Source organism: Thalassospira lucentensis, assembly GCF_050516545.1.
GTDB classification, from domain to species: Bacteria; Pseudomonadota; Alphaproteobacteria; order Rhodospirillales; family Thalassospiraceae; genus Thalassospira; species Thalassospira lucentensis_C.
Genome location: NZ_CP191544.1, coordinates 1,296,407 through 1,322,180 on the forward strand (window position 1 = coordinate 1,296,407; position 25,774 = coordinate 1,322,180).

Genomic DNA, 25,774 nt, shown 5'->3' on the forward strand with positions numbered 1-25,774 from the left:
GAAGATTTATCGTGATCGAAAGTGTTGTCGCCAGTACTGCGACGCCGATGCAGATGTGGGTGGTTCTTGCACTTGTTGCCGGATCGCTTGTTCTGTATGGGCTTGAACGCATTTCGCTTGAGCTGACCAGCATGGCGCTGATCGCGACCCTGTTGCTGTTTTTCAATTTCTTCCCGCTTCTTGATGCCGATGGTTCGAACCTAATGGGCCCGGATACCGTCATGTCGGGCTTTGCCAATCCGGCATTGCTGACGGTTTTGTCGTTGCTTGTCGTCGGACAGGGGATGGTTTTGACCGGCGGGGTAAGTTATATCGCCGGGTTGATTACCGAACATGGCGGTAAAAACGCGTCTGTCGCGATCTTTATCGGCCTGTTTGTTGTGATGCTGATGTCGGCATTCCTGAACAATACACCGGTGGTCGTTATCTTTATCCCAATCATTCAAGCACTGGCAGAACGTATTGAGCGTTCACCAAGTGCGCTGATGATCCCGCTTTCCTATGCGGCGATCCTTGGTGGGATGACGACCTTGATTGGGTCTTCGACCAACCTTTTGGTGTCAAGCTCGCTGATCGAACTTGGCATGCCGGGGCTTGAATTCTTTGAATTCACGACGATTGGCAGCGTCTTGGCGGTTACAGGTTTTGTCTATGTCTTGTTCGTTGCGCCACGTCTGTTGCCGGCATTGGCATCAATGCGCAGCAAGCTTGCCAATCCAGATAGCAGCGGCAAACAGTTCATTGCCCAGATTACGGTTGGTCCGGCATCCCTTATGATTGGAACCCGCCCGGTTGCAGGTTTCTTCAAGAATTTGCCAAACATCACCATTCAAATGATTGTGCGCCGCGAACATGCGGAACTGCCGCCATTTGAAGATGATATGGAAATTCGGGCAGGGGATGTTCTTGTCGTTGCCGCAACGCGTAAGGCCCTGACCGAGGCGATTCAGAAAGATCCTGGTCTTTTGCATTCCGACGCCGCAGCGGTCAGCAGCGACGGTGAAGATGTTCCGCAAAAATCAACGCAACTTCTGGCCGAAGTTATGTTGCCGCCCGGATCGCGCTTGATCGGCTTTAACCTTGAGCAGATCGGTTTCCGTTACCAGTACAAATGCCTTGTTCTGGGTATTCAGCGCCGGTCGCGGATGATCCGGACCCAGATGACAGAAATCCGTCTTGAGGCGGGGGATGTGTTGCTGGTACAGGGCCGTTCCGAGGATGTCGAAGCCCTTAGAACGATTCGGGATGTGGTGTTGCTTGAATGGTCCACGCGCACATTGCCGCGGCCATTCCATGCGCGCCGTGCCGCGGCCATTTTCCTTGCCGTCATCGCGTTGGCGGCAACCGGTGTTGTCCCAATCATGGTTTCAAGCTTTATCGGTGCGGGCCTTATGATTGCATCCGGGGCCTTGAATCTGCGTCAAGCATCGCGTGCGATTGATCGAAAAATCGTCCTTCTGGTGGCAGCGGCCCTTGCCCTTGGTAATGCCTTGCAGTTGACCGGTGGTGCTGAATTCGTTGCGGATCAGCTGTTGGTGGCAACAAGTGGGGCGCCTGCGCCGGTTATCTTGTCGCTGTTCTTCCTGATCGTGGCGGTCTTTACCAATGTTTTGTCAAACAATGCTTGTGCAGTTTTGTTCACCCCGATTGGTATTGGTATGGCCCAGCAGCTTGGCGTGCCGCCGCATGTCTTTGCAATTGCGGTGGTGATGGCGGCAAACTGTTCGTTCGCATCTCCGGTTGGGTATCAGACCAACCTTCTGGTTATGGGCCCCGGTCACTATCGTTTCATTGACTTTCTTAAAGCAGGGACGCCTTTGATTATCCTGCTTTGGATAGCATTTAGCCTATTTGCACCGTGGTATTACGATATTCCGATGTGAAACCCCGTACACCTAAATGCAGGGTGATCGACGCGAATGGGCCAGCCATGCAAAATTGGCTGGCCCATTTGTGTGGAAGGCGTTTGACTTTTGCCTTTGTCTCAATAGGATCAGCCCCCTAATTTGATCTGGAATGATCCGGTTGGGTTGTTCTTTTTGCTCAGGAATATGCCGATGGCTCAGAATGCCGAGAACACCGATTTCGCAAAGCCCGCACTTCGTCCAACCAGCCCGAACTTTTCATCGGGTCCGTGCAAGAAACGCCCGGGTTGGTCGGCTGCTGCGCTTGAAACCGAAATACTCGGCAGATCGCATCGTTCCAAACTTGGCAAACAGCGCCTTGAAGAGGTCATTGACCGTTCGCGTGCTGTTTTAAACCTTCCTGACGACTATCTTTTGGCCGTGGTTCCTGCATCCGATACGGGTGCGGTTGAGATGGCGCTGTGGTCGATGCTGGGCGCACGCGGTGTTGATATGCTGGCTTGGGAAAGCTTTGGTGCGACTTGGGTCACCGATGTGATCAAGCAGCTTAAACTTGATGATGTGCGTGTCCTTGATGCGGATTACGGCAAGTTGCCAGACCTTGGATCAGTCGATCTTGATCGCGATGTTGTCTTTACCTGGAATGGCACGACAGCAGGGGTGCGTGTGCCTAATGGTGACTGGATTGCTGATGACCGCAAGGGTCTGACGATTTGTGATGCGACCTCGGCGATTTTTGCCATGGAACTGCCATGGGATAAACTCGATGTTGTGACCTATAGCTGGCAGAAGGTTTTGGGCGGCGAGGGTGGTCATGGGGTGATTATCCTAAGCCCGCGTGCAGTCGAACGGCTTGAAAGTTATGTGCCTGCATGGCCAATGCCGAAAATCTTCCGCCTGACCAAGGGTGGTAAGTTGATTGACGGGATATTCCGTGGAGAAACTATCAATACGCCGTCGATGCTTGTGGTTGAAGATGCGATTGATGCTTTGAAATGGGCAGAAGGCCTTGGCGGCCTTGAAGGACTGTTAAGCCGGACGCGTGCAAACCGCGGCCATCTTGATGCGTGGCTTGCGACCAGCGACTGGGCGGCCGACCTTGCCGAAGCACCGGAAACGGCATCGAACACATCGATGTGCATCAAAATTGTCGACCCTTGGGCGCTGGCATTGCCAGTCGATCAGCAAGCGATGTTGCCAAAAAAGATTTCGCAGCTTCTTGAAGCAGAAAATATTGCACTTGATATCAATGGATATCGCGATGCGCCTCCGGGTCTGCGAATTTGGGGTGGGGCAACGGTCGAACCCAGCGATATCAAGGCTCTTTTGCCATGGCTTGATTGGGCATATTCGGTGGTAAAAGCCGAATTTGACGCTGGTTAACCGATATTTTGTACGTATTATTTGCGTTTTAGGGGTTTTCCCCGTTGCTCTGTCCGGCACAACACGGTAGTAACCGCTACCGGATAGTGAGCCTTGAGTGAAACTCAGGATATTATCAAGTCGAATTTGCGCGCCCAGTCCGGAAAGCACACATAATGACCGAACTCGCCAGGAAAGCTCTTTTGCCCGCCGGCCTGCAGGATGTCCTGCCAGGAACCGCCGCACGGGAAGCTGAAATCCGTGAAAAGCTGATGGCCAGTTTGGCGCATGCAGGCTATGACCGGGTTAAAACCCCGCTGGTCGAGTTTGAAGAAAGCCTTCTTGAAGGTGCAGCACCCGAACTTGCCACCCAAACATTCCGCCTTATGGATCCAGAGTCGCGTCGTATGATGGGACTGCGTTCTGATATGACCCCACAGGTCGGCCGGATTGCAGCAACCCGTTTGGTCGATGCGCCGCGTCCATTGCGCTTGTCTTATTCCGGTGATGTATTGCGGATTAAAGGGTCGCACCTGCGCCCCGAACGTCAGTTCGCACAGGTTGGTGCGGAATTGATTGGTGTGTCCAGTGCAGCGGCGGATACCGAGATTGTTCTTCTTGCACTTGAGGCCCTTGAAAGCATCGCTTTGCCAGATGTTTCGGTTGACTTGAACCTTCCGACCCTGCCGGTACGTTTGTTTGATGCATTTGGTGTGACGCCTGATGATCGCGAATCGCTGACCGAGGCGCTTGAACGCCGTGATGTCGCGGCTTTGCGTGCTTTGGATGGCAAGGTTACCGATGTGCTTGTTGCGCTGCTTGAGGCGGCTGGTCCGGCCAAGACGGCGTTGCCGAAACTGAAAAAACTTGAACTCCCACTTGGGGCGTCTGAAGAATTGCATCGCCTGATTGATGTTGCCGAACGTGTTCTGGCATCAGGGCTTGAGGCTGCTCTTACGATTGACCCGGTGGAAATGGCTGGTTTCCGGTATCAGACCGGTGTCAGCTTTACCCTGTTTGCACGCAATGTGCGTGGTGAAATTGGCCGGGGCGGACGTTACCGTGCCGGTGGTGCTGCGGGCGAGGCGGCAACTGGTATGTCGCTTTATATGGATAGTATCCTTCGTGGACTTCCAGACGGTGCACCGGTTCAGCGTGTTTATCTTCCGTTGGGAACGCCCCAACGTGAAGCACGTAAATTGCGTACCGAAGGCCATTATACTGTGGCCGCGCTTGAAGGTGCTGCTGAGGCCAAAACAGAAGATGCTGCCCGTGTCGAAGCACGTCGTATGGGCTGTGACTATATTTACCTTGGCGGCCAGGTCGTGCCGCTTAAGGCGTAATCGAACGAAATTTTTATCGCGCAAGGAGTTTTGCGATGACCAATGTTGCCGTGATCGGTTCCCAGTGGGGGGACGAAGGTAAAGGCAAGATCGTCGACTGGCTGTCCGAACGGGCCGACGTCGTTGTGCGTTTCCAGGGTGGTCATAACGCCGGTCATACTTTGGTGATCGACGGAACCGTTTATAAACTTAGTCTGCTGCCCTCAGGTATTGTTCGTCAGAACAAACTGTCGGTTATCGGCAACGGTGTTGTTGTTGATCCGTGGGCGTTGTTGGCCGAGATTGCCCGCCTGAGCGAACAGGGTGTGAGCATTACGCCGGAAAATCTGCGTTTGGCGGAAAATGCCTGCCTGATTCTTCCGCTGCATGGCAATCTTGATCGTGCTCGTGAAGCAGCCGCTTCGGGTGACAACAAAATCGGCACCACCGGTCGTGGTATTGGCCCGGCATACGAAGACCGCGTTGGTCGTCGTGCGATCCGTGTTGGCGATTTGGCTGATGTTGATCTGCTGGAATCCAAAGTCGAAAACCTTTTGACGCACCATAACGCACTTCTGCGTGGTCTTGGTCAGCCGGAAGTCGACGGTTCGGAACTGCTGGCACAGCTTAAAGAAATCGCACCGAAAATCCTGCCATTCTCAGACACGGTTTGGAAATCACTGAACCAGTTCAAAGAAGCTGGCAAACGCATTCTGTTTGAAGGCGCACAGGGTACGATGCTTGATATCGATCATGGCACATATCCGTTTGTGACATCTTCGAATACCGTATCGGGTCAGGCTGCTGCAGGTTCCGGCATGGGACCATCTGGTGTTGGATATGTTCTTGGGATCACCAAAGCTTACACCACCCGTGTTGGCGAAGGTCCGTTCCCGTCCGAGCTGTTTGATGCTGATGGCGAACGTCTTGGTGAACGGGGTCACGAGTTTGGTGTTGTGACCGGTCGTAAGCGTCGTTGTGGCTGGTTTGACGCTGCTCTTGTTCGTCAGTCGGTCAAGGTTAATGGCATTACCGGTATTGCCCTGACCAAGCTTGATGTTCTTGATGGCTTTGATGAAATCAAGATCTGCACTGGTTATGACATTGATGGTGAAATCTACGATCATCTTCCGGCAAACCAGCGTCTGCAAGCAAAAGCCAAACCAGTTTATGAAACCATCGAAGGTTGGTCCGATACCACCATGGGTGCGCGTAGCTGGGCCGATCTTCCGGCTGCCGCGATCAAATATGTTCGTCGTATTGAAGAGCTGATCGAAGCACCTGTTGCGTTGCTTTCGACCAGCCCTGAACGTGATGACACCATTCTTGTCCACGACCCGTTCAGCGCCTAATAACCAATCTGTGCATTGCACCGCGAAAGCCACCAGTTTGAACTGGTGGCTTTTTTCGTGGAATTTGAATGAATTGGTCTGATTTCATAATGTGGGCAAAGCCGATAACAGCTTGCTCCTATGGGGTATCAGAAGTATCGTTTTATCAACCTTTTGTGGGTAGCGTACTGAGCGACGTGTCAGGAAGGCAGCCGTTCAGAACAAACGCGTCCCTCAGGGATGATAAATTCGGTAATGAAATATCGGGATCATGGCAGAGCAAGCTGAAGATCAGGAACAGGACGTTTCGAAAAATGCTGCACAATCACCGGTGATGGATGCACCGGGGGGCGGTGCGCCTGTGGTCAGCGAAGAACCCGACGAGGGTGACGCGGCGAGCGTTGAAGATGAACTCCCGGGTGGCAATCGAAGCGTTGAGATTGGCAATTTCCGTGTCTTTATGAATTTACGGCTGCCTGAGTTCGATATGGGGCACTGCAAGGCGTATTCCGCTGATAACCTGCGCCGTGATGAAGGCAGTGCCTTTGCGATCGTAACCGATCCTGCTCTCCCGACCCGTTATGACCTGCTTAAATTCCTGACCGGCATGCATCTGGCCGGTCAGATTGATCTTCTTGATAGCGAAATAGCGCTTTGGCCGCCATTTGGTCGCAAGACCATGGTGTTGTTCTATGAAAAGCCCAAAGGTGGCCGTGTCGCCGCGAAGGTCGGCAAAAAGAAGCTGCCAATTGACGAACACGACATTAGTTCCGTCGTGGTCGAGCCGCTCATGAGTGTCCTACAAGCTCTGGGAGAGAAAGGATTGGCGCACCGGAACGTCCGGGCGGGAAACCTGTTCTTTGCCGATCCCCTCGGAGAGAAAGTTGTGTTGGGTGATTGTGCCGGCGGACCGCCTGGCTATAATCAGCCGCTTGTCTATGAAACCGCAGCCCGAATGAGTGCTGATCCCGCAGGGCGCGGGATGGGAACATTATCAGATGACCTATATGCACTTGGGATGACACTGGCCGAGCTTGGAATTGGGCATGTGCCACTCAACAAGCTTAGCGATCAGGAAGCGATGGACTTAAAGTTGTCCAAGGGATCATTTCAGGCGATAGCATCGCAGGAAAAACTGCCGCTTGTCCTGATTGAGCCTGTTCGTGGGCTGCTGTGTGACGACCCGGAAGAACGATGGGGCTTTAACGAACTTAATGCGTGGATTGACGGCCGCCGAAACAAGCCGGTTCAGACGAATACCGAAAAGCGTGCCGCACGTTCGCAAAACCTGGCGGGTCGGGATTATTATACTGTGCGTGCACTAGCCCAAGGGATGGCGGCCAACTGGGTGACTTCTCTTGCACCATTGCGTGATAGTACGATTGAAATCTGGTTGCGGCGTGGGTTGGGTGACAACGAACGCGCCAAAGCCCTGTCTGATGCCATGCGTCAGCTCCAATGGGCGGGCGCTGATAAGCGATCTGCAGAAGATGTTCTTATCGCACGTGCCATTATCATCATGGACCCGACTGGCCCTGTTCGGTTCAAGGGCTTTTCGTCGATGGTTGATGGTTTTGGCTATATGCTGTCCTACGATGTGCAGCATGGTCGCGGCCCTCAGCGGTTTGCCGATGTGGTTGTGCGCGATGTGCCATCCTTCTGGTTTGGCCGTCAGGAAGGGTTTAGCCCGGAAGTTCAGAAGCTTCAGCAGCTTTATAAAAACTTGCGCTATTACATTCAGCAACAAAGTGCGGGTTATGGTTATGAACGTTGTTTATACACATCGGTGCGCAATCAGCATTGCTTAAGCCCGATGATTGAGCAGGAGTATGTTGTTGAGATATCACAACTTTTACCTGCCCTTGAAAAAGCGGCAGAAGAAGCATCTGAAGATACCTGGCCGGTTGACCGTCATATAGCGGCCTTCATCGCAACCCGTCTTGAGGACGATGTTGAAGGCCAGTTGATGGCGATGCAAAATCCATCCGACGAAGTTGAATATAGCCGTGCCATCATCAGCATGCTGGCAATTGTTCAGTGGCGTCATGGTCCGGAAAACCTACAGAATCTTTCGCATTGGGTCGCGCGTTTGATGGAACCGGCAATCAAGGTGTTCCACAGCAAAGCCCGGCGTGAACGCGTGGAAAACGAAATTCCGAAACTGGCGAAGCGTGGTAACCTGGTCGAACTTTACAATCTGATCAATGATGAACAGGAACGGCGTAAGGATCAGTCGGAATTTGTCGAAGCCGTAGCAGAATATTCCGAAGCCGAGAGCGAGGTTTTTGACCTTGAATCATCTGGCCCTGCACGTCTTGAACTGGCAGAAAAGGTTGGGCAGCAGGCGGCTGCGTTTGCGTCAACCATGATCGCGTTGTTGACTGTCTCAGCACTGTTTTTGATGCACATCTTTTAAGGGACCAATATGGCAAAAGGCAAAAGCCCAAAGGGCCGCAGTGCATTTTCCGGCTTGTCAGTGGTGGCATCGGCGGTGCTGTTGTTTATGGTCGCATTGCCGACATTCATCACGCTGACAGTCGGGTTGTTACCGTCCATGGTGGCCTTTATCTTTGACCGTAGCCCCGGACGGTCGATGGCGCGATGTGTTTTTGGCCTGAACTTTTCGGGTGTCGCCCCTTATATCCTTGAACTTTGGCAGGTGCCATCGCAGACAGTGGGTGGTGCAACCCAACAGATATTTCAGCCACTTGCGCTGTCAATCATGTATGGGGCGGCAGGACTTGGCTGGTTGCTCTATCTTGCGATGCCGCCAATCGTTGCCAATGTTTTGAACCTTTCGGCACAGCGGCGGGTGGGAGAGTTGCGTAAAACCCAGCGCGGCCTGATTAAAACTTGGGGTGATAGTCTGATCAAGGAAGTGGACCGTTCCGGGAACTAAAACCCTTGGTTCGACTCCTCATTGGCAAAATAAAAAAACGGCGGACATTATGTCCGCCGTAGTTCGTTTCATGAGGGGGAAGAGGACAGTCATCATAGTCCGGTTCGTCTACTGTCGGGGCAGATCTGTATGGATGGATTTACGGACTTTTTCAAAAGCCCGAACTTCTATTTGGCGGATACGCTCACGTGAAATGCCATAGGAAACACTAAGGTTTTCAAGGGTTACCGGGCTTTCAAGCAGGCGGCGCTGTGTCAGGATATCGCGTTCCCGGTCATTGAGATGCGACATGGCACTTTTGAGCATATTCATGCGCTGCAGGAATTCTTCGCGTTTCCCATAAAGGGTTTCCTGATCTTCATCTTCGCTTTCAAGCCAATCGACCCATTCGCCATCGCCATCGATGCGTACCGGTGCATTAAGCGAATGATCCGGTCCGGCAAGGCGACGGTTCATCATGATCACGTCATCTTCGGAAACACTGAGCTTGGTGGCAATAATCTCGACCTGTTCTGGTAACAGATCTCCTTCATCGATCGCCTGCATCTGGCTTTTGAGTTTGCGAAGATTGAAAAACAGTTTTTTCTGCGACGCCGTCGTACCCATTTTCACGAGCGACCAAGAATGAAGGATATATTCCTGAATGGCGGCACGGATCCACCACATCGCGTAGGTGGCAAGGCGGAACCCCTTGTCAGGGTCAAAACGTTTCACAGATTGAAGCAGTCCGACATTGCCTTCGGAGATCAGCTCGTTAATTGGCAGGCCATATCCGCGATAGCTCATCGCGATTTTAGCAACCAATCGAAGGTGACTTGTGATCATTTTTTCCGCGGACTTATCGCAATCCTTGTCGCGAAAGTCACAGGCGTATGTGGTTTCCTGCTCAGGTGTAAGCATTGGGTAACGGCGGATACGTTGTAAGTATACAGTCAGACCATCTTTAGAAATTACTGGAAGAGCATTTCCCTGTTTCATTGAAGCCTCCCGTTATGCTTCGTAAAGGTGCTGTTATCCCCTAGCACCTTTGTAGCCTATACGAGAGTATTAGAATGCGTCAATAGAATTTAGACCTTAATGGCTAGGTTAAACTATCCTATTGGATATGTTTAGGCTGTCGATAAGGGCGCGTAAGTCGTCAGGAAGGGGGGCTGTTGTTGATATATATTCACCCGTTCGAGGGTGAATAAACCCAAGGGTTCTGGCATGTAGCGCCTGTTTGTTGAATGCGTTCAATATTTCCTGCGCTTCTAAGTTGCACTTTTGGAGGTTTTTATTTCTTCCGTAAACAGGATCACAAACAAGTGAGTGGCCAATATGGGTCATATGAACCCGGATTTGATGCGTGCGCCCGGTTGAAAGACGGCATTCAACCAGTGATGCTAACGAGTCGTCACGGGTTTTCAGTGTTTTGTAATGAGTCAGTGCGTATTTTCCCGTGGTTTTTAACACAGTCATTTTCTTGCGATTGCGCGGGCTACGGCCAATATTGCCCTCGATGTCGCCTGACAAGGGGCGGGGAACGCCCCACACAACCGCAAGGTAAGCACGGTCGATGTTTTCCTTGTCCTCGGAAAACAATGTCGAAAGGGCGCGGTGGGCCGTGTCGTTCTTCGCCACAACCATTGCCCCGCTGGTATCTTTATCAAGACGATGAACAATGCCCGGGCGCTTCACACCACCAATGCCCGACAAACTATCCCCGCAATGTGCCAGAAGCGCGTTGACCAATGTGCCGCTTTCATTGCCTGCGGCGGGGTGCACAACCATGCCAGCCGGCTTGTTGATGACCAAAAGGTCGTCATCCTCGTAAAGAACATCAAGTTTGATGTCTTCGGGCTCTGGCGTGGCGGCTTCGGCGGGCGGGATGATAAGATGAAACACATCGTCCTGTTTGACCTTTGACGACATTTTGCGAACCGGCTGATCATTTACGATCAAATGACCATCTTCAATCAGTGCCTTGATCCGTGAACGGGATTGTTCAGGCCATGCAGTTGCAAGCACCTTATCAAGGCGTGCGCCTTCATCATCAGGCGTTGCAGTGTAATTGAGGTGTTCTGTCATCTGATCGTCATGGGGCATGTGTTTCTATTGTATGGCATCGATCTGTTACCCGGCGGTCATCGTTTTTGATTTGGGCTGCTTGTAGCCTCTTTATACCCAATTGCAATGAATCACACCGCACTCCGGATCGATAGAGTGTTTGCCATCACACGATTTGAGGCGGCATATATCACTGCATATAAGGCTGTGGATTGAAGGCATAATCTGCTTCACAAGTCAGACGATTGCAATGGATGAGCGACGCGTTGTTGTCTTGCATTTGCAGGAACTTGTCGTTATGGCCTTGAACTATGTTCTGCGTGATCGGGTTTTATAGCCCAACATGCGGCTTTCAAACAGTTTTGTCAGTTGGAAATACAATGCGTGTAGTTAAGACATTGGTTGCGTTTATGGGCCTGTTGATCGTGATTGGCATCGGGCTTGTGGCTTATGGCCTGTCGCTTGACAAGAACGCCAAGGATCAAGACGCAGCTTTAAGCGAACAAGCACCAACTGTTCCGATGGCTGGCGAGAACCAAGTTGTTAACGCACCTGATGTCAGCCCGGCAGCAGCACAGATTACACCGTTTGGCGACATCGCGGTTGATATTGAACCCGATGAACGTTTGATTGGTTATACCGTATCAGGCGACCACGTGACCTTGCATATCGAAGGTGTAGATGGTTTGGCGGCACGCTTGGTAATTGTCTCCTTGTCTGAGAAAACAGTCCTTGGCCGCATCCTGCTTGCGCCAAATGCACAATAATCAACGATAAAAAGGGCTGTGTCATGGGGGACGGGCAGGGTGTGCAGGGCAAGGACTGCAAAGCCGCGGTGGATCAAGCTAGTATCCATCTATCAGCACGTCTTCATCAAGAAGTCCGTGATCTTTCTGCTTTGCAATGGCCCGAAGAATGCTGTGGTCTTTTGATTGCGTCCCAAGATAGACCCAATCGTATTCACCGGGTTGTCGTGGCACGCAACATTGCAATTGATCCGCTTAAAACTTTTGAAATTGATCCCCAAACCCTGATTGACACCTATCGCACGGTAAGGAACAGTTCCGAAACCGTTGTTGGCTGTTTTCATTCCCACCCCAACGGCAATGTCTGGCCATCAAACTCGGACCGCGCGCGGGCCGATGAGGATGGGTTTTTGTGGCTGATCATTGCAACAGGGCATAATGGTGCACTTAAAAGCGGCATGTATCGCGCACAACAGCAGACAGCACAGGGCGATGAGGACGATGAAAGTCTTCGCTATTTCCGCCGCTGTAAACTGATCGAAGACTAGACCTTAGCTGATTGACGTAACAGAGCAATCATCGCGTATTTTCCCTAGCTGGACGGGTTCGCCAATTTGGTCAGGTTTGAGCGCGTAGAACCCGGCTTCTTCATCACCGTTTCAAGTGCGAAAACCAGGGCGCGTTCCAATTTGCCTTCTTTGCCCATTTCCTTAAGGATCTCAATCGATTTGGCAACGCTGAAACGCGGCTTGTAGGAGCGTTCTTCAAGCAGCGCGCCCATGATATCGCATATGGTCAGGATGCGGGTCAGATCAGGAATTTGATCGGCTGTCAGGCCATCAGGATAGCCGCTGCCATCAAGATATTCATGATGATGTCTTACGCCGTGTAGAATGCCCGCATCAATGTTTCCCTGTGCATTTAGTTTGTTAAAGCCGTCCACGGGATGACGTTTGACGATGTCAAACTCTTCTGCGGTCAGTTTTCCCGGCTTATCAAGGATCGCATCGGGTATCGAAACCTTGCCGACATCATGCAAAAGCCCAGCCTGGGTCAATTTGGCAATGTCGGCTTTGCTCATCCCGGTATTTTGCGCAAAGGCACAGGCAATTCCGGTCACCAGCAAAATATGCTGAAACGTCGATTGGTGATAAATCCGTACCGTGCTGAGCCATTCTGAGATCCCCAGATCGGCAATGGATGCGGCAATGTTGCGACCGGCTTCACTGATTTTATCGACATCAATCGCAGTGTCGTTCTTAAATTCGTCAAAGCTTTCTTTGATTGCCGCGGCACCAGCTTGGGCTGCGGCGGTCGCGGTTCCTCCGGTCATGCCGGTCGCTTTGCGCCGTTCTTCGATATAGGATGCAATCGATTTCTCAGAAATCGGTTTCACAATTGGTTTTCGTGCACCAAGTGCAGTTGCCTGCAACTCATCTTGAAGATCGTTTTTACCAATTGCGATAATTTGGTCAGAACCACGTTGCGATACCTTACGAAAGGCACGCAGACGTGAAAGCATATCCGGGTTCCTTAGATCCACGTCGACCATCAACAACATTGTGCCTGCAGGTATAGGTTTCTGAGGATCAAGTAGATGTATTTGAAATCCCATCAATGCTGATGGCAGTAGATGGCGATGTTCCCCGTCGCAGAGGACATGAACTGTATTGTTATTTTTGTCTACCACGATGCTTTTTTGATTTGAGTTACTCCCACATCTAACGAGCTATGCTCACCAGCTGCAAAATACAAGTAGTCGATAAGGTAATGTGGCGGAAGTTTTGCCCGATATCGTCAGAAAATGATCTGCACGCCTGCATTGAAGTTAATTGCAGCCATCGTAGGGAATTAATGAGGATGCCCTTTCTTATCGCAGAAAAATTGCTCCAGGGCCAAAGAAACGGCATGGTCTCACCACGGGCAAAAACCGTATCCGTATCGATGTTTATGGGACGAGAGAATGTGTTTCGCTGTCGCTTAGTTCAATCCTGCTGTTAAACAGGTCATGTTTTGGCGGTTTGAATGTAGAAATTTCGCAGTCAAACATTTGCGTCAGCGCAGCGACAAGTGCGCGTTCTACCTTACCTTGGTTCGCCATGGAAAACAGGATCGAAAGCGCCTCTTGGACGCTGTAAGGTTCCTTGTAGGGGCGTTTTTCAAGAAGTGCACCCATGATGTCGCAGATCGTAAGAACGCGCGTAAGGTCCTTGATTTCATGTGCCTGTAGGCCATCAGGGTAGCCGCTGCCGTCAAGATACTCATGATGGTGCAAAACTGCGTCGAGGATATCGGGGTGAATGTCACCCTGGCTTACAAGGCGCTGATACCCATCCTTTGGATGGCGCTTTACGACGTCGAATTCGTCAGGCGTCAACTTGCCGGTTTTATCTAGGATCGGCGACGGTGTCCAGATTTTACCAATATCATGCAAAAGCCCAGCCTGAGTAAGCTTTGCGATATCCTGACTGCTCATGCCAACACCTTGCGCAAATGCACAGGCAATACCGGTAACGAGAAGAACATGTTGAAACGTGGAATGGTGATAAATTCTGACAGTATCAAGCCAGTCGAGAACGCCGAGGTCCGCAACGGATTCCGCAAGTTGCTGCCCCGTTGCACCAATAAGGTCTATATCAATCGGTTCTTCTTGGGTTGCTTGTTCAAAAATCTCACGCATCGCGCGTGCAGATGCGGCTATGATGGATTTCGTTGTATTGGTGGCAAATCGATGAGGTGTTCTTAATTCCTCAATCACGATTGCAATGCCGATCTCGCTTAACGGTTTCAGAACCGTTTTTCGCGCCCCCAGTGCACTTGCCTGGCGTTGATGCTGGCGGTCGCCCTTATCGACGGTAATGAAAATCTGACTGTCAGGCTTGGCCACATTGCGAAAAGCGCGAACTTTCGAAACCGAAATCGGATTCTTAAGGTCAATATCGGCGAGTAATATTTCGACATCAGCCGGGATCGGCTTGTTTGTATCAAGAAAGCATATATCAACGCCCATGACCGTCGCGGGCAATTTACTGCTGAGATCACCTTCAGATAAGACATGAAGTACCGAACGCAAATTCGAAGCCATCTCTCGTCCTGACTATTTTTCTAATAATCGGTCATATTTGCTATACGCGCATAACGGGAAAATCAAGACTTTATGGTGATTTGCAATGCCTTACTTGTTAATGACATCTAAAACATTAGACTTTCCTATAGTGCCGATTATACAACCGTCGCTATCAACTACGGCAAATGGCAGGGCGTAAGTGGAATCGAGAAAATATGGCACAATCTCGTCAAGCCGTGTGTCATGAGCTATCTTCACGTCAGAAGTGTGGTGCGAGGAATCCGTATCAGATATCGGTCGCATAATCGATCGGGCACGTAAAACCCGCCCACGGTTCACATCACGGGTAAATGCCTGCACATAGTCATCTGCCGGATGCAGGACAATTTCTTCGGGGCGTCCGACCTGAATCAGTTTCCCGTCTTTCAAGATCGCGATGCGGTCCCCGATCTTAAGCGCCTCGTCAAGATCATGGGTGATAAAGACAATCGTTTTATGAAGCTCGGTCTGAAGCTTCATTAACTCATCCTGCATGTCGCTTCGGATCAATGGATCAAGGGCGGAAAAGGCCTCGTCCATCAACAGAACTTCCGGGTCGGTGGCAAGGGCGCGGGCAAGGCCAACGCGTTGCTGCATACCACCTGAAAGCTGATCGGGAAATTTGGCTTCGTACCCCGCCAGACCAACCCGTTCGATCCATTTCGATGCGGCGGCCTCGCGGGCTTTGCGCGGTTTCCCCTGAATTTCCAACCCATAGGCAACGTTATCCATGACATTGCGATGGGGAAGCAAGCCAAACCGCTGAAACACCATGCCAAGCCGTTTGCGGCGAAACGCGTTTAATGTCGGGATATCCATCGACAGGATATCCTCCCCGCCAAAGGATACTTCACCAGCCGTCGGGTCAATCAGCCGGTTAAGATGGCGGATCAGGGTGGATTTACCCGAACCCGATAGACCCATCACGACAAAGGTTTCCCCCTGTTCGATGGAAAGCGACACGTCGTGAAGCCCAACCGTATGTCCGGTCGAAGCCAAGATTTCATCCTTGTCCGATCCGGCCTTGGCAAGTTCAAGTGCGCTTTTGGGATCGGGGCCGAAGATTTTGAAAATATTGCGGATTTCGATATAGCTCATCTAAGCATCCTCCGCCGACGGATTGCGCTGGGACCGCTTGCCATAGGCTTGTCCGATCCGGTCAAACACGACCGCCAAAAGAACAATCGCAATCCCGGCCTCCATCCCCGCACCAACATCCAGTCGTTGAATGCCCATCAAAACCTGTTCGCCCAGACCACGTGCGCCAATCATGGAGGCAATCACCACCATGGAAATCGACATCATCGTGGTTTGATTGATCCCGGCCATAATATTGGGAAGGGCAAGGGGCAACTGAACCCCAAACAGGATTTGCTTACGGCTGGCCCCAAAGGACCGAGATGCTTCAAGAACTTCTTGATCCACAAGACGAATACCCAAATCGGTCAGGCGCATGACGGGTGGGGCTGCATAAATCACCGTCGCCAGAATGGCGGGAACTTTGCCCAAGCCAAACAGCATCAGGGCAGGGATCAGATACACAAAACTTGGCATGGTCTGCATGGTATCAAGGATCGGTAGCATGACGGCGCGCAACCGGTTTGAAAGCGCCATGGCAATCCCGACCGGCACCCCGATGATGACCGAAAGTGATGTGGCAACAATCATCAGGGCCAAGGTCTGCATCGCCTTGTCCCAAAGGCCCAACATGCCAATGACAAACATCGCGACCACCAGCCCGAGGACAAGCTTCCAGTTCTTACTGGCATGCCATGTGATCGCGGCAATGGCGATCAACACCACCCACCAAGGCGCGCCGCGCAACACCTGTTCCAACGCGACCAAAACGCTCAGCAGGCTGTCGGCAAAGGCTTCAAACGCCGCGCCATAATTGATGACCAGCCAATCAACAAACTGATTAACCCACTTGCCCAACGGCACATTCAATTGTTCTGGAAACATAATGGCGCTACGCCCGATTTGCCCAATAAATCAACGAGCGTAGCAGCCTAACAAGATCATTCTGCCCGCGCGACTGTAAATCGAACACTGCCTGACATCTGCTGACAGTTTTTGGTTATTTCAGTTGAAACGCTTCCAAACGTAAAACACCCCGCAAGATTGCTCCGGCGGGGTGTTTGAGTTGGTTTGTCGTGTCGAGGTTAAAGCGCGCTTTCAACCCGTGCTGCGACTTCATCAGATACCCATGATTTCCAGACGTCCGGCTTTTGTTGCAGGAAATACATCGCTGCCCCGTCGGGCTTTTCGTTGTTTTCCTGCATATAGGCCAGCATTTCAGAAACAAGCGCGTTGCTGGTTTCGTAGTGGGTCAGGAAGTCGATCAGTTTGGGGGCTGATTTCATGAAGTCCGAATTCACACCCACCGTCACCGTGCTTTGCGGATAGGCGGTTGCCTTTGTCGGGTTTTCATCGGTTTTGAGCGCGTCAAAGATCGACTTGTCATAGGTCGGTTCTTCAAGGCGGTAGCTGTCATAAAGACCCATCACCCATGTCGGACCCCAATAATAATAAAGGGCCGGCTTTCCGCGTTTATGGGCCGATGCGATGGCAGCTGACAAAGCAGCCCCCGTACCGGGACGGAAATTGGTGAAGCTTTCATCAAGATTATAGGCCGTCAGTTTTGATGAATTGACCTTTTCACAGACCCAACCCGACGGGCAGTTGTAAAAACGGCCTTTTCCGGGTTCTTCGGCGTCTTCGAACAGATCGACATATTTTGGCAGATCGTCGACCGATTTAAGGTCGGGTGCCATCGGTTCGATCCCGCGTTTGGCATCGCCTTCGATGACATAGCGCGGCACGAACCAGCCTTCGACGGCGTCATTGAAATTGACCCCGATCTGGCTGACAGTTCCGGCCGCCTCGGCCTTTGTCCAGGCTTCGGCGACATTGTCGCGCCAGATTTCCATGACGACATCGACATCACCTTTGCCCGTACCGGTCAAAAGCGGGATGACATCGCCGGGCAGGGCATCGGTTTTACAGCCATAGCCTTTTTCAATGATGAAACGGGCAACCGCATTGTGGAACAGGGCACTGTCATAGTTCAGCCCGGCAAACATCACCGGTCGATCTATTTCGCAGGTCGCATCCTGTGCCTGTGCGGTTGACGAGAATTGGGTAAATGCAAGGCCAGCGGCCATCAGCATTGCGGCTCCGGTAGGCAGGGTTTTCATCTTTCTGTCCCTTCGTGGTTGCGGTCCGGAAACGCATCAAATGCATGGTCTTTGCAGCCTTTGACCGCAGGGTTCGGATCGGTGCTGATCCTGTTTGAACGTGACCGTGCCCCTGATACAGGTGCGGCAATTCTAGACATGGCCCTAGAAAGGACGCAACCCCCGGTGTCTGATATAACGACGACGTGATGACGTCTTGGTGCTGATATCATTGCAGAATGCTCCTGACAGGGGTAGGCAGGAGATGTCAGGTAGACTGGTTTGAATGCACGACGATAAATCCGTGAATTTCACGGCATGTATCGTTATGTTGAGCGAAACAAACCTGTGGGGCCCGTCATGATGCATTCCAGTCTGTTCGTCTTTGATATCGAAACCGTTCCCGATATTGACGTCTTGCCGCAATTGACCGGGCAAACCGCGCCTGATCCCGAAACCGGGCGCAAGATGCTGGAAGACTATCATCTTGAGATCACCAATGGCCGAAACGGATTTCCGCGTCAGCCGTTTCACAAGGTGGTAGCGATCAGTTTCCTGCGGGCAACGATCCAGCGCGACGGCGATGTCGAAATGTATGAGATCGATGAACTTAGATCAGGTGGGGAACTGACGTCTGAGGAAAAGGACCTTGTGAACGGGTTCTTTTCCTATTGTGGGAAATTGTTCCCGCGTCTTGTCAGTTTCAATGGCCGTGGGTTTGATATTCCGGTTTTGAAATATCGCGCGATGAAACACGGCGTGTCGGCACGCTGGCTGCATCAGGCAACCAATAAGTGGGAAAACTATACGTCGCGTTATGCGCCGAACTGGCATTGCGATTTGGCCGAAGTTCTTTCCGATTACGGGGCGTCTGCACGCACCAAAATGAATGAAGTTTGTGCCGCCCTTGATCTTCCGGGCAAAACCGGGGTCGATGGCAGCAAGGTTTCCGAGATGTTTGACAATGGCGAGGTCGATGCCATTCGCCGATATTGCGAGACGGATGTTCTTAATACCTATTTGCTGTATCTGCGCCATGCACTTCATACCGGTTTGACTGATCATGATAGCTATAACCATGCGATCAACCTGACCGTCGCGTGGCTTGAAGAACGGGCAGGCGATGTCCCCGCGTATCAGGAATTTCTGGATGCCTGGCGGACGTCCAGCAACGGGTCCTTCAACGTCTTATAATGGGTGCCAGTGCCGTTTATGCGGCTTTGCGTATAAGTGATGTGTGTCACACTTGCGGGATGATTTGGGAAAACCTTATTGAAAAAGGGACTGGATTCTCTTAATTGCAAACGCGGATGCAAATGAGTTGCAGGATCAGGGCAGCTTGGAAGCTCACAAGTTTCAAAAGGGATCGTTCCAATGGATATCAGAAAACTAATCGGTGGTGCTGTTCTTGGTGCCTCAACACTTGTCGCGGGTGCTGTATCTGCACAGGAAGTGAATGTTTATTCCCTGCGTCAGGAGTTCTTGGTTGAGCCACTCTTTGCGAAATTCACCGAACAAACCGGTGTTAAGGTCAATGTGATCTTTGCTGAAAAAGGTTTGGTTGAACGGATCAAACAAGAAGGCGACAACAGCCCGGCCGATATTCTGATGACGGTTGATATCAGTCGTATTCAGCAGGCGGTTGATGCTGGTGTTACTCAGTCACTGTCCAATGACGTGATTTCGGCCAATGTTCCGGCCCATCTTCGCGATGAGCAAGGTCACTGGTTCGCTTTGACCCAGCGTGGTCGGGCAATATATGCATCGAAGGATCGGGTTGCTGAGGGCGAAATCGCGACCTATGAAGACCTTGCTGATCCGAAATGGGAAGGTCGCATTTGCACGCGTTCCGGTACGCACGTTTACAACGTTGCTTTGTTTGCATCCATGATTGCTGTGCATGGCGAAGAGAAAGCCAAAGAATGGCTTGAAGGCCTGAAAAGCAACCTTGCACGCAAACCACAGGGCAATGATCGTGGTCAGGTCAAGGCGATCAAGGAAGGTGAATGTGATCTTGCGATCGGCAACACCTATTACTTTGGCAAAATGATGGATAACGAAGAACAACGTCCTTGGGCAGAAGCGGTAAATATCGTCTTCCCGAACCAGGATGGCCGTGGCATGTCGATGAATATTTCCGGCATGAGCCTGATCAAGAATGCACCGAACCAGGACAATGCCGTCAAATTGATGGAATTCCTGACCGGTGATGTTGCTCAGGAAATCTATGCGGAAGTGAATTATGAATACCCGGTCAAAGCCGGTGTTAAATGGGCTGACAATGTTAAGTCATGGGGCACATTCAAGGCAGACGAATTGCCGTTGTCCGAGATCGCTCGCCTAAGCCCGGATGCGGTCAAAATGGTCGATCAGGTTGGCTATAACGAATAGTCAAAAGACCCAATACCGGCCGAATGATCAAAGGGGTGGCATTTTGCCATCCCTTTTTCTTATTTGTGCGCCAAGCTTGGAAAGATGTGGATAAGTTTGCCGGTTAACGCTTTAACAAGGCACTTATGTGGTTTTCTCACTTGCAAAAGCCGGGGGCTGCCCTTTAGTTTCAGGTGAAGCAAATACAAATCATTCCTAATTGCTGCATTGTTTGTGGCATATCCAAAATGAGGCATTCATGAATTCTCTGCGCAAAACGGTCTGTGGTCTTGTTGCGGTGGCAATGGGGCTTTCAATGGTTCAAGCCGCCAATGCAGCAGAAGAAGTAAATGTCTATTCGTTGCGCCAGCCATTCCTGATCAAGCCGATGTTTGAACGGTTTACCGAAGAAACTGGTATCCGTGTGAATACCCTGTATTCACAAAATGGTTTGGTCGAACGGATCAAGCATGAAGGACGTAATAGCCCTGCCGATTTGCTTTTGACGGTTGATATCGGACGTATTCAGGATGCGGTTGATGCCGATATTGCCCAGCCAATCCAAAGCAATATTCTGGATGCCAATATTCCCGCCCAGTTTCGCGATGAAAACCATCTTTGGGTTGGTCTGACCACCCGTGCGCGTGTGATTTATACATCGCTTGACCGTGTAAGTCCGGCTGAGATCAGCAGTTATGAAGAGCTTGCTGACCCTCAGTGGAAAGGGCGCATCTGTGTGCGTTCGGGGATGCATGTTTACAATATTGCCCTGATTGCTTCGATGATTTCTCATCATGGCCCGGAAGAAACCAAAGCGTGGCTCACAGCACTCAAAGACAATCTTGCCCGTAAACCACAAGGTGCTGATACCGACCAGATTGAGGCGGTATCACAAGGCGTTTGTGATGTGGCAATCGGCAATTCCTATTATTACGGCAAGATGCTTGATGACCCGAACAAGGCACCTGCAGCAAAAGATGTGCGCATTGTTTTCCCCAATCAGGGAAATCGCGGGACGCATGTGAATATCTCGGGCGTGGCCTTGATGAAGAATGCGCCGAATAAGGAAAATGCCCTTAAGCTGGTCGAGTTTCTGTCAAATGACGAAGCCCAGCATATGTATGCGGACATCAATTTTGAATATCCTGTGAAGCAGGGCGTTGCCTGGTCGGAAATGGTGCGGTCCTGGGGCAGGTTTCGCCATGATGAATTGCCGCTTAATGCGATTGCGACCAACCGGGGTGAGGCGATCCGTCTGATTGATGAAGTCGGGTTTAACGAATAAGCTGTAGGCCATTGGCATTCATCACAAACTTTGCACCGTGAAATTCGCACCAGAATTTGTCAGAATTGTTTTCATTCCTTCATCGCGTAACTATGTATAGATGCGTAAAGATTTTGAGAATGGCTACAGTTGATGGATTTCAGGCCTATCAGATTGTTTCTTTGTGTCGGGTTTTTCGCAGCGGTTTTTTGCAATATTGCAAAGGCTGATGGTGAAGTTAACGTTTATACTGAACGACAGCCCGAATTTGTGCAGGCGGTGTTTAAACGCTTCACCAAAGCAACTGGTATTCGCGTTAACGTTCTGTATTCCGAAGCAGACATGGTTGATCGTATCGTCCGTGAGGGCACGAATACACCCGCTGATGTTCTCTTGGCTGTGAATGTTGGTCGTTTGGTTGAGGCAGGTGAAGCTGGTATCGCAGAACCGATCAATGAGGTGTTGATTGCGCAAAACATTCCGTCGGACTATCGCGACAAAGATAATCTTTGGGTGGGGCTGACATCGCGTGCGCGCGTGTTCGTTACATCGCGCGATGCGACCAAAAGTCTGGCAGTCACAAGTTACGAAGAACTCGCCAGTCCGGAATTTAAGGGACAGATCTGCATTCGGTCAGGCTATCATGTTTACAATCTTGGTTTGATCGGTTCGATGATTGCCCGTCATGACGTTGATTTTACGCGTGAGTGGCTGCGTTTTGTTAAAAGAAATCTTGCCCGGAAGCCGCAAGGAGGCGATGTGGACCAAATTGCCGCCGTTGCGCGCGGTGAATGCGGTGTTGCGATCGTAAACTCGTATTATTACGGCAAGATGTTGGATGATCCGACGGCCCGGCCCGCGGCCAGCAAAGTGCATATCGTGTTCCCTAATCAGGACTCTGGCGGAACTCACATGAACATTACCGGTGCTGTTTTGGTAAAAGGGGCACCGAACCGGGAAAACGCGCTGAAACTGATCGAGTTCATGTCGAGCAGTGAAATTCAGCATATCTATGCCGATGCCAATTTTGAATATCCGGTTGGGATTGTTTGGCCAGAAATGTTGCGTTCTTGGGGGGAGTTTACATCTGAACGTTTGCCTTTAACCGTCATAGCAGGCTATCAGGACCAAGCTAAGCAGCTTTTGGACGAAGTGGCCTTCGACGATTAAGGCGGGAACAACCGTGAACAACGTTTGTAATACACAAAAAGGTGATGATAATCGTCCTGCCGTGATTGCGGAGACTCTTGATCCCATGCGTAAACCGACAGGGCGTACTGCGATGCGCTGGTTGCCGCGGGGACAGTCTTCGATTTGGCTCATTGGGGCATTTATTATCGCGATGATGGTCGCGGCTCCAATTATTGCCGTGGCCTATCTGGCATTCTTTCCCACCGAAAACATTTGGCCGCACCTGGCATCCACCATGTTGCCCAGATACCTGAAAAACACCGGCATTTTGATGTTGGGTGTTGGTGTTGGTGTGATTTTGATCGGGGTGTCGAGCGCATGGGTTGTGACCATGTGCAAGTTGCCGGGTAAGCGGTTCTTTGAATGGGCGATGCTGCTGCCGATGGCGGTTCCGGCCTACATTGTCGCCTATGTCTACACCGATCTTTTGGAATATGCCGGTCCGGTTCAACGGATGTTGCGTGATATATTTGGCTGGCAATCGGCTGCAGACTATTGGTTCCCCGATATCCGGACCAAGGGTGGGGCGATCATTGTCCTTAGTCTGACATTATACCCCTATGTCTATATGCTCGCCCGGGCTGCATTTCTTGCGCAATCAGTATGTGTCATCGAAGCTGCCCGTATTCTGGGCCGCAGTTCATGGAATTCGTTTATTACCGTTGCGCTTCCATTGGCGCGACCTGCCATTGTTGTTGGTGTTGTGATTGCGTTGATGGAAACGCTGAACGATTTTGGTACGATTGACTTCTTTGCTGTGCATACGTTGACAGCGGGGATTTTCAATGTCTGGCTGGGCATGGGCAATGCAGGTGGTGCTGCACAGATCGCGCTTACGATGTTGGCCGTTGTCATCGCACTTTTGATGATTGAACGTTATTCCCGCCGTCGTCAGCGGTTCCATGATACCACCAACCGTTATCAGGAATTGCCGGGATATGATCTTGGGCCGGCTGCTAAGATCGGAGCGTTGGCGGTATGCATTCTACCGATCCTGCTTGGCTTTGTTGTGCCGTCCTTGGTGCTGATTTATTATTCGGTGGGATATTTTGATCAAAGCTGGACGCCAGATTTCTTTGAATTTGCGGGCAACAGTTTGCTGGTGTCAGGCTTGGCAACCCTTGTCGCTGTTGGCTGCGCGATTTTCATGGCCTATGCGTTGCGGTTATTCCCGCAAACTTTGCTAAAGTTCTTTGTGCGGTTGTCATCGGTCGGCTATGCCGTGCCCGGTGCTGTTTTGGCGATCGGTGTTTTGATTCCGTTTGCACGTTTTGATAATGCACTTGATGCTGTCATGCGCGAGACCTTTGGGATATCGACCGGCTTGTTGCTAAGCGGGACTGTGTTTGCCTTGGTCTTTGCCTATGCTGTGCGGTTCATGGCGGTTTCCTATGGCGCGATTGAAGCCGCCCTTGGCAAAGTTCGACCAAGCATGGACGATGCGGCGAGAACACTGGGTGAAAGCCCGTGGGGAACGCTTAAGCGTATTCATTTCCCAATGGTGCGCGGCGGGATTTTGGCAGCAGCCGTTTTGGTGTTTGTTGATGGCATGAAAGAATTACCCGCAACCTTGATCTTGCGGCCGTTTAATTTTGATACGCTGGCAACCCATGTCTATCAGTTTGCCAAGGACGAGATGATCGAACAGGCTGCTCTTGGGGCGCTGACCATCGTTCTTGTCGGGGTGATCCCCGTCATCATGCTCAGCCGAGCGATTTCCAAATCGCGACCGGGGCACAGTGACCAGTCTTAAGCAGGGAATGTGACCATTCAAATGCAAAACACCAAACCCGGACTGACATTGCTTTCTGACGCATTGGAAATTGCATTCGCAGAAGTGCCAGTGAGCTCATCCGTTGAAGAGCGGTCGCTTGTTGAGTGCTATGGCGCGGTCCTGCGCGAAGATGTGATTGCGACGGTGTTGGTTCCGTCTGTCGATAACTCGGCAATGGATGGTTATGCCCTGCGTCATGCTGATCTGATGGTGGCGAAAGGGCCAATTGACGTCGTTGGTGTTTCGTTGGCTGGGCATCCCTATGCCGGGTCACTCCCCATCGGGGCTGCTATTCGCATCGCAACCGGGGCTGCTATTCCCGATGGCGCTGATTGTGTGGTTATTCAGGAAAATGTCGCTGCCAATGATGATGAAACCATCATTGAAATCAGCGACGAGGTTATCGGCCGGACAACCTTGAACCAGAATATCCGTTGGGCCGGTGAAGATATCAAAGCCGGTGAGGTAGTTCTTGCAAGTGGTATGGTTCTGCGACCACAAGATATTGCAATTGCCGCGGGGCAGGGACGCGGTGCTCTGACGGTGTCAAAGCCCTTATCCGTTGCCGTGTTTTCCACCGGTGATGAATTGGCAAAGCCCGGCGATCCGCTGCCGCCCGGTGGGATCTATGATTCCAACCGGTTTGCGATGATTGGTATGTTGCGCGAGATTGGGTGCAAAGTAACCGATCTTGGTTTGTTGGCAGATGATTTTGATGTGTTGAGCAACGCGCTTGGCAGTGCGGCCAAAACCCATGATGTGATTATGACCTCTGGCGGGGTTTCGGTTGGCAAGGCGGACTTGCTTAAACCGGTTGTTGATCAACTTGGTGAAATCACCGCATGGAAGCTTGCGATTAAGCCGGGAAAACCGTTGATGCGCGGGAAGATTGGCGATTGTCTGGTGATTGGCCTTCCGGGAAATCCGGTTTCAGTGTTGGTGTCCGGGTTGCTGTATGTGATGCCGTTGCTGCGCCATGTTATGGGCGCACAGCGATCGCAAACCGAACCGGTTCGAATTCCGGTTCGTGCGGGGTTTGACTTTAAGCGTGGAACGGGGCGCCGGGAGTGGTTGCGCGCGCGTCTTGTGCAAAATGATGACGGCGAATTTGAAGCTGTTGCTTTTAACTCGACAAGTTCAGGTATGTTATCTTCGATGGTGTGGGCCGAAGGTTTGATTGAGATTCCTGAGAGCTGTGGCCAAGTCTCCAAAGGCGACACTGTTTTGTATTTGCCGCTTCGCGGTCTTCAATAAACTGGTTTGAACTGATCCAAATCATTGCAGAGGCAAATGTTTTCCTGAAGTCTTGGAGCAGTTCCAAT

At 51.3% G+C, this 25,774-nt stretch carries 21 protein-coding genes; 14 read left to right on the forward strand and 7 right to left on the reverse strand.

All coding sequences use genetic code 11. The features are described 5' to 3' along the window. Positions 1-11 precede the first annotated feature (11 nt). The 6 genes from ACQ0MK_RS06000 to ACQ0MK_RS06025 all read left to right on the forward strand — a co-directional run bounded on the left by ACQ0MK_RS06000 (position 12) and on the right by ACQ0MK_RS06025 (position 8,779). Entirely contained in the window at positions 12-1,883 is a 1,872-nt protein-coding gene (locus ACQ0MK_RS06000) for an SLC13 family permease (protein WP_430475252.1), read from the forward strand. Between the two features lie 174 nt (positions 1,884-2,057). Continuing rightward, on the forward strand, positions 2,058-3,248 hold the full coding sequence (locus ACQ0MK_RS06005) for a phosphoserine transaminase (RefSeq protein WP_430475253.1): 1,191 nt from the start codon (positions 2,058-2,060) through the stop codon (positions 3,246-3,248). 155 nt (positions 3,249-3,403) lie between these two features. After that, entirely contained in the window at positions 3,404-4,570 is a 1,167-nt protein-coding gene (locus ACQ0MK_RS06010) for an ATP phosphoribosyltransferase regulatory subunit (RefSeq protein WP_430475254.1), read from the forward strand. A gap of 35 nt (positions 4,571-4,605) precedes the next feature. Continuing rightward, positions 4,606-5,901 carry an adenylosuccinate synthase gene (locus ACQ0MK_RS06015; protein ID WP_430475255.1) on the forward strand — a complete coding sequence of 432 codons (1,296 nt, stop codon included), beginning with the start codon at positions 4,606-4,608 and terminating at the stop codon, positions 5,899-5,901. A gap of 250 nt (positions 5,902-6,151) precedes the next feature. Next, positions 6,152-8,296 carry a protein kinase family protein gene (locus tag ACQ0MK_RS06020; RefSeq protein WP_430475256.1) on the forward strand — a complete coding sequence of 715 codons (2,145 nt, stop codon included), beginning with the start codon at positions 6,152-6,154 and terminating at the stop codon, positions 8,294-8,296. 9 nt (positions 8,297-8,305) lie between these two features. Further along, positions 8,306-8,779 carry a hypothetical protein gene (locus ACQ0MK_RS06025; RefSeq protein WP_430475257.1) on the forward strand — a complete coding sequence of 158 codons (474 nt, stop codon included), beginning with the start codon at positions 8,306-8,308 and terminating at the stop codon, positions 8,777-8,779. A gap of 108 nt (positions 8,780-8,887) precedes the next feature. On the opposite strand, the gene rpoH is transcribed toward ACQ0MK_RS06025, so the two are convergent. Further along, positions 8,888-9,757: an RNA polymerase sigma factor RpoH gene (rpoH, locus tag ACQ0MK_RS06030; protein WP_350042740.1), complete on the reverse strand. Its 870-nt coding sequence runs from the start codon at positions 9,755-9,757 to the stop codon at positions 8,888-8,890. Positions 9,758-9,865: 108 nt separating this feature from the next. Beyond that, on the reverse strand, positions 9,866-10,846 hold the full coding sequence (locus ACQ0MK_RS06035; protein ID WP_430475258.1) for an RluA family pseudouridine synthase: 981 nt from the start codon (positions 10,844-10,846) through the stop codon (positions 9,866-9,868). Between the two features lie 359 nt (positions 10,847-11,205). Between ACQ0MK_RS06035 and ACQ0MK_RS06040 the strand changes: the two genes are divergently transcribed. Together ACQ0MK_RS06040 and ACQ0MK_RS06045 are read left to right on the forward strand one after the other, a co-directional pair. After that, on the forward strand, positions 11,206-11,592 hold the full coding sequence (locus ACQ0MK_RS06040) for a hypothetical protein (protein WP_430475259.1): 387 nt from the start codon (positions 11,206-11,208) through the stop codon (positions 11,590-11,592). A gap of 23 nt (positions 11,593-11,615) precedes the next feature. Beyond that, a complete protein-coding gene (locus ACQ0MK_RS06045) occupies positions 11,616-12,119 on the forward strand; it encodes a Mov34/MPN/PAD-1 family protein (protein ID WP_430475260.1) in 504 nt (167 codons plus the stop codon). A gap of 44 nt (positions 12,120-12,163) precedes the next feature. On the opposite strand, the gene ACQ0MK_RS06050 is transcribed toward ACQ0MK_RS06045, so the two are convergent. From ACQ0MK_RS06050 to ACQ0MK_RS06070, 5 genes are all read right to left on the reverse strand, one after another. Beyond that, complete coding sequence (locus tag ACQ0MK_RS06050) at positions 12,164-13,093, reverse strand: HD-GYP domain-containing protein (RefSeq protein ID WP_430475261.1); 930 nt, start codon at positions 13,091-13,093, stop codon at positions 12,164-12,166. Positions 13,094-13,519: 426 nt separating this feature from the next. Beyond that, on the reverse strand, positions 13,520-14,656 hold the full coding sequence (locus tag ACQ0MK_RS06055) for an HD-GYP domain-containing protein (protein WP_430475262.1): 1,137 nt from the start codon (positions 14,654-14,656) through the stop codon (positions 13,520-13,522). 90 nt (positions 14,657-14,746) lie between these two features. Next, the gene (locus ACQ0MK_RS06060) at positions 14,747-15,775 is read right to left on the reverse strand and encodes a quaternary amine ABC transporter ATP-binding protein (RefSeq protein ID WP_430475263.1); all 1,029 of its coding nucleotides are present in this window, start codon (positions 15,773-15,775) and stop codon (positions 14,747-14,749) included. Further along, positions 15,776-16,639 carry an ABC transporter permease gene (locus ACQ0MK_RS06065; RefSeq protein ID WP_430475264.1) on the reverse strand — a complete coding sequence of 288 codons (864 nt, stop codon included), beginning with the start codon at positions 16,637-16,639 and terminating at the stop codon, positions 15,776-15,778. Positions 16,640-16,839: 200 nt separating this feature from the next. Further along, positions 16,840-17,874, reverse strand: coding sequence for an ABC transporter substrate-binding protein (locus ACQ0MK_RS06070; protein ID WP_430475265.1), 1,035 nt, complete (start codon positions 17,872-17,874; stop codon positions 16,840-16,842). A 339-nt stretch (positions 17,875-18,213) separates the two neighbouring features. Here ACQ0MK_RS06070 and ACQ0MK_RS06075 point away from each other — a divergent pair, with 339 nt between their 5' ends. The 6 genes from ACQ0MK_RS06075 (at position 18,214) to ACQ0MK_RS06100 (ending at position 25,706) form a co-directional block, all read left to right on the forward strand. Continuing rightward, complete coding sequence (locus tag ACQ0MK_RS06075; protein WP_430475266.1) at positions 18,214-19,047, forward strand: 3'-5' exonuclease; 834 nt, start codon at positions 18,214-18,216, stop codon at positions 19,045-19,047. Positions 19,048-19,227: 180 nt separating this feature from the next. Continuing rightward, the gene (locus ACQ0MK_RS06080) at positions 19,228-20,244 is read left to right on the forward strand and encodes a Fe(3+) ABC transporter substrate-binding protein (RefSeq protein WP_430475267.1); all 1,017 of its coding nucleotides are present in this window, start codon (positions 19,228-19,230) and stop codon (positions 20,242-20,244) included. A 238-nt stretch (positions 20,245-20,482) separates the two neighbouring features. Beyond that, positions 20,483-21,508: a Fe(3+) ABC transporter substrate-binding protein gene (locus tag ACQ0MK_RS06085; RefSeq protein ID WP_430475268.1), complete on the forward strand. Its 1,026-nt coding sequence runs from the start codon at positions 20,483-20,485 to the stop codon at positions 21,506-21,508. Between the two features lie 132 nt (positions 21,509-21,640). Further along, positions 21,641-22,657, forward strand: a complete 1,017-nt coding sequence (locus tag ACQ0MK_RS06090; RefSeq protein ID WP_430475269.1) for an extracellular solute-binding protein — start codon at positions 21,641-21,643, stop codon at positions 22,655-22,657. Between the two features lie 85 nt (positions 22,658-22,742). After that, the gene (locus tag ACQ0MK_RS06095) at positions 22,743-24,431 is read left to right on the forward strand and encodes an ABC transporter permease (RefSeq protein ID WP_430475270.1); all 1,689 of its coding nucleotides are present in this window, start codon (positions 22,743-22,745) and stop codon (positions 24,429-24,431) included. 21 nt (positions 24,432-24,452) lie between these two features. Further along, positions 24,453-25,706 carry a molybdopterin molybdotransferase MoeA gene (locus ACQ0MK_RS06100; RefSeq protein WP_430475271.1) on the forward strand — a complete coding sequence of 418 codons (1,254 nt, stop codon included), beginning with the start codon at positions 24,453-24,455 and terminating at the stop codon, positions 25,704-25,706. Positions 25,707-25,774: the final 68 nt, after the last annotated feature.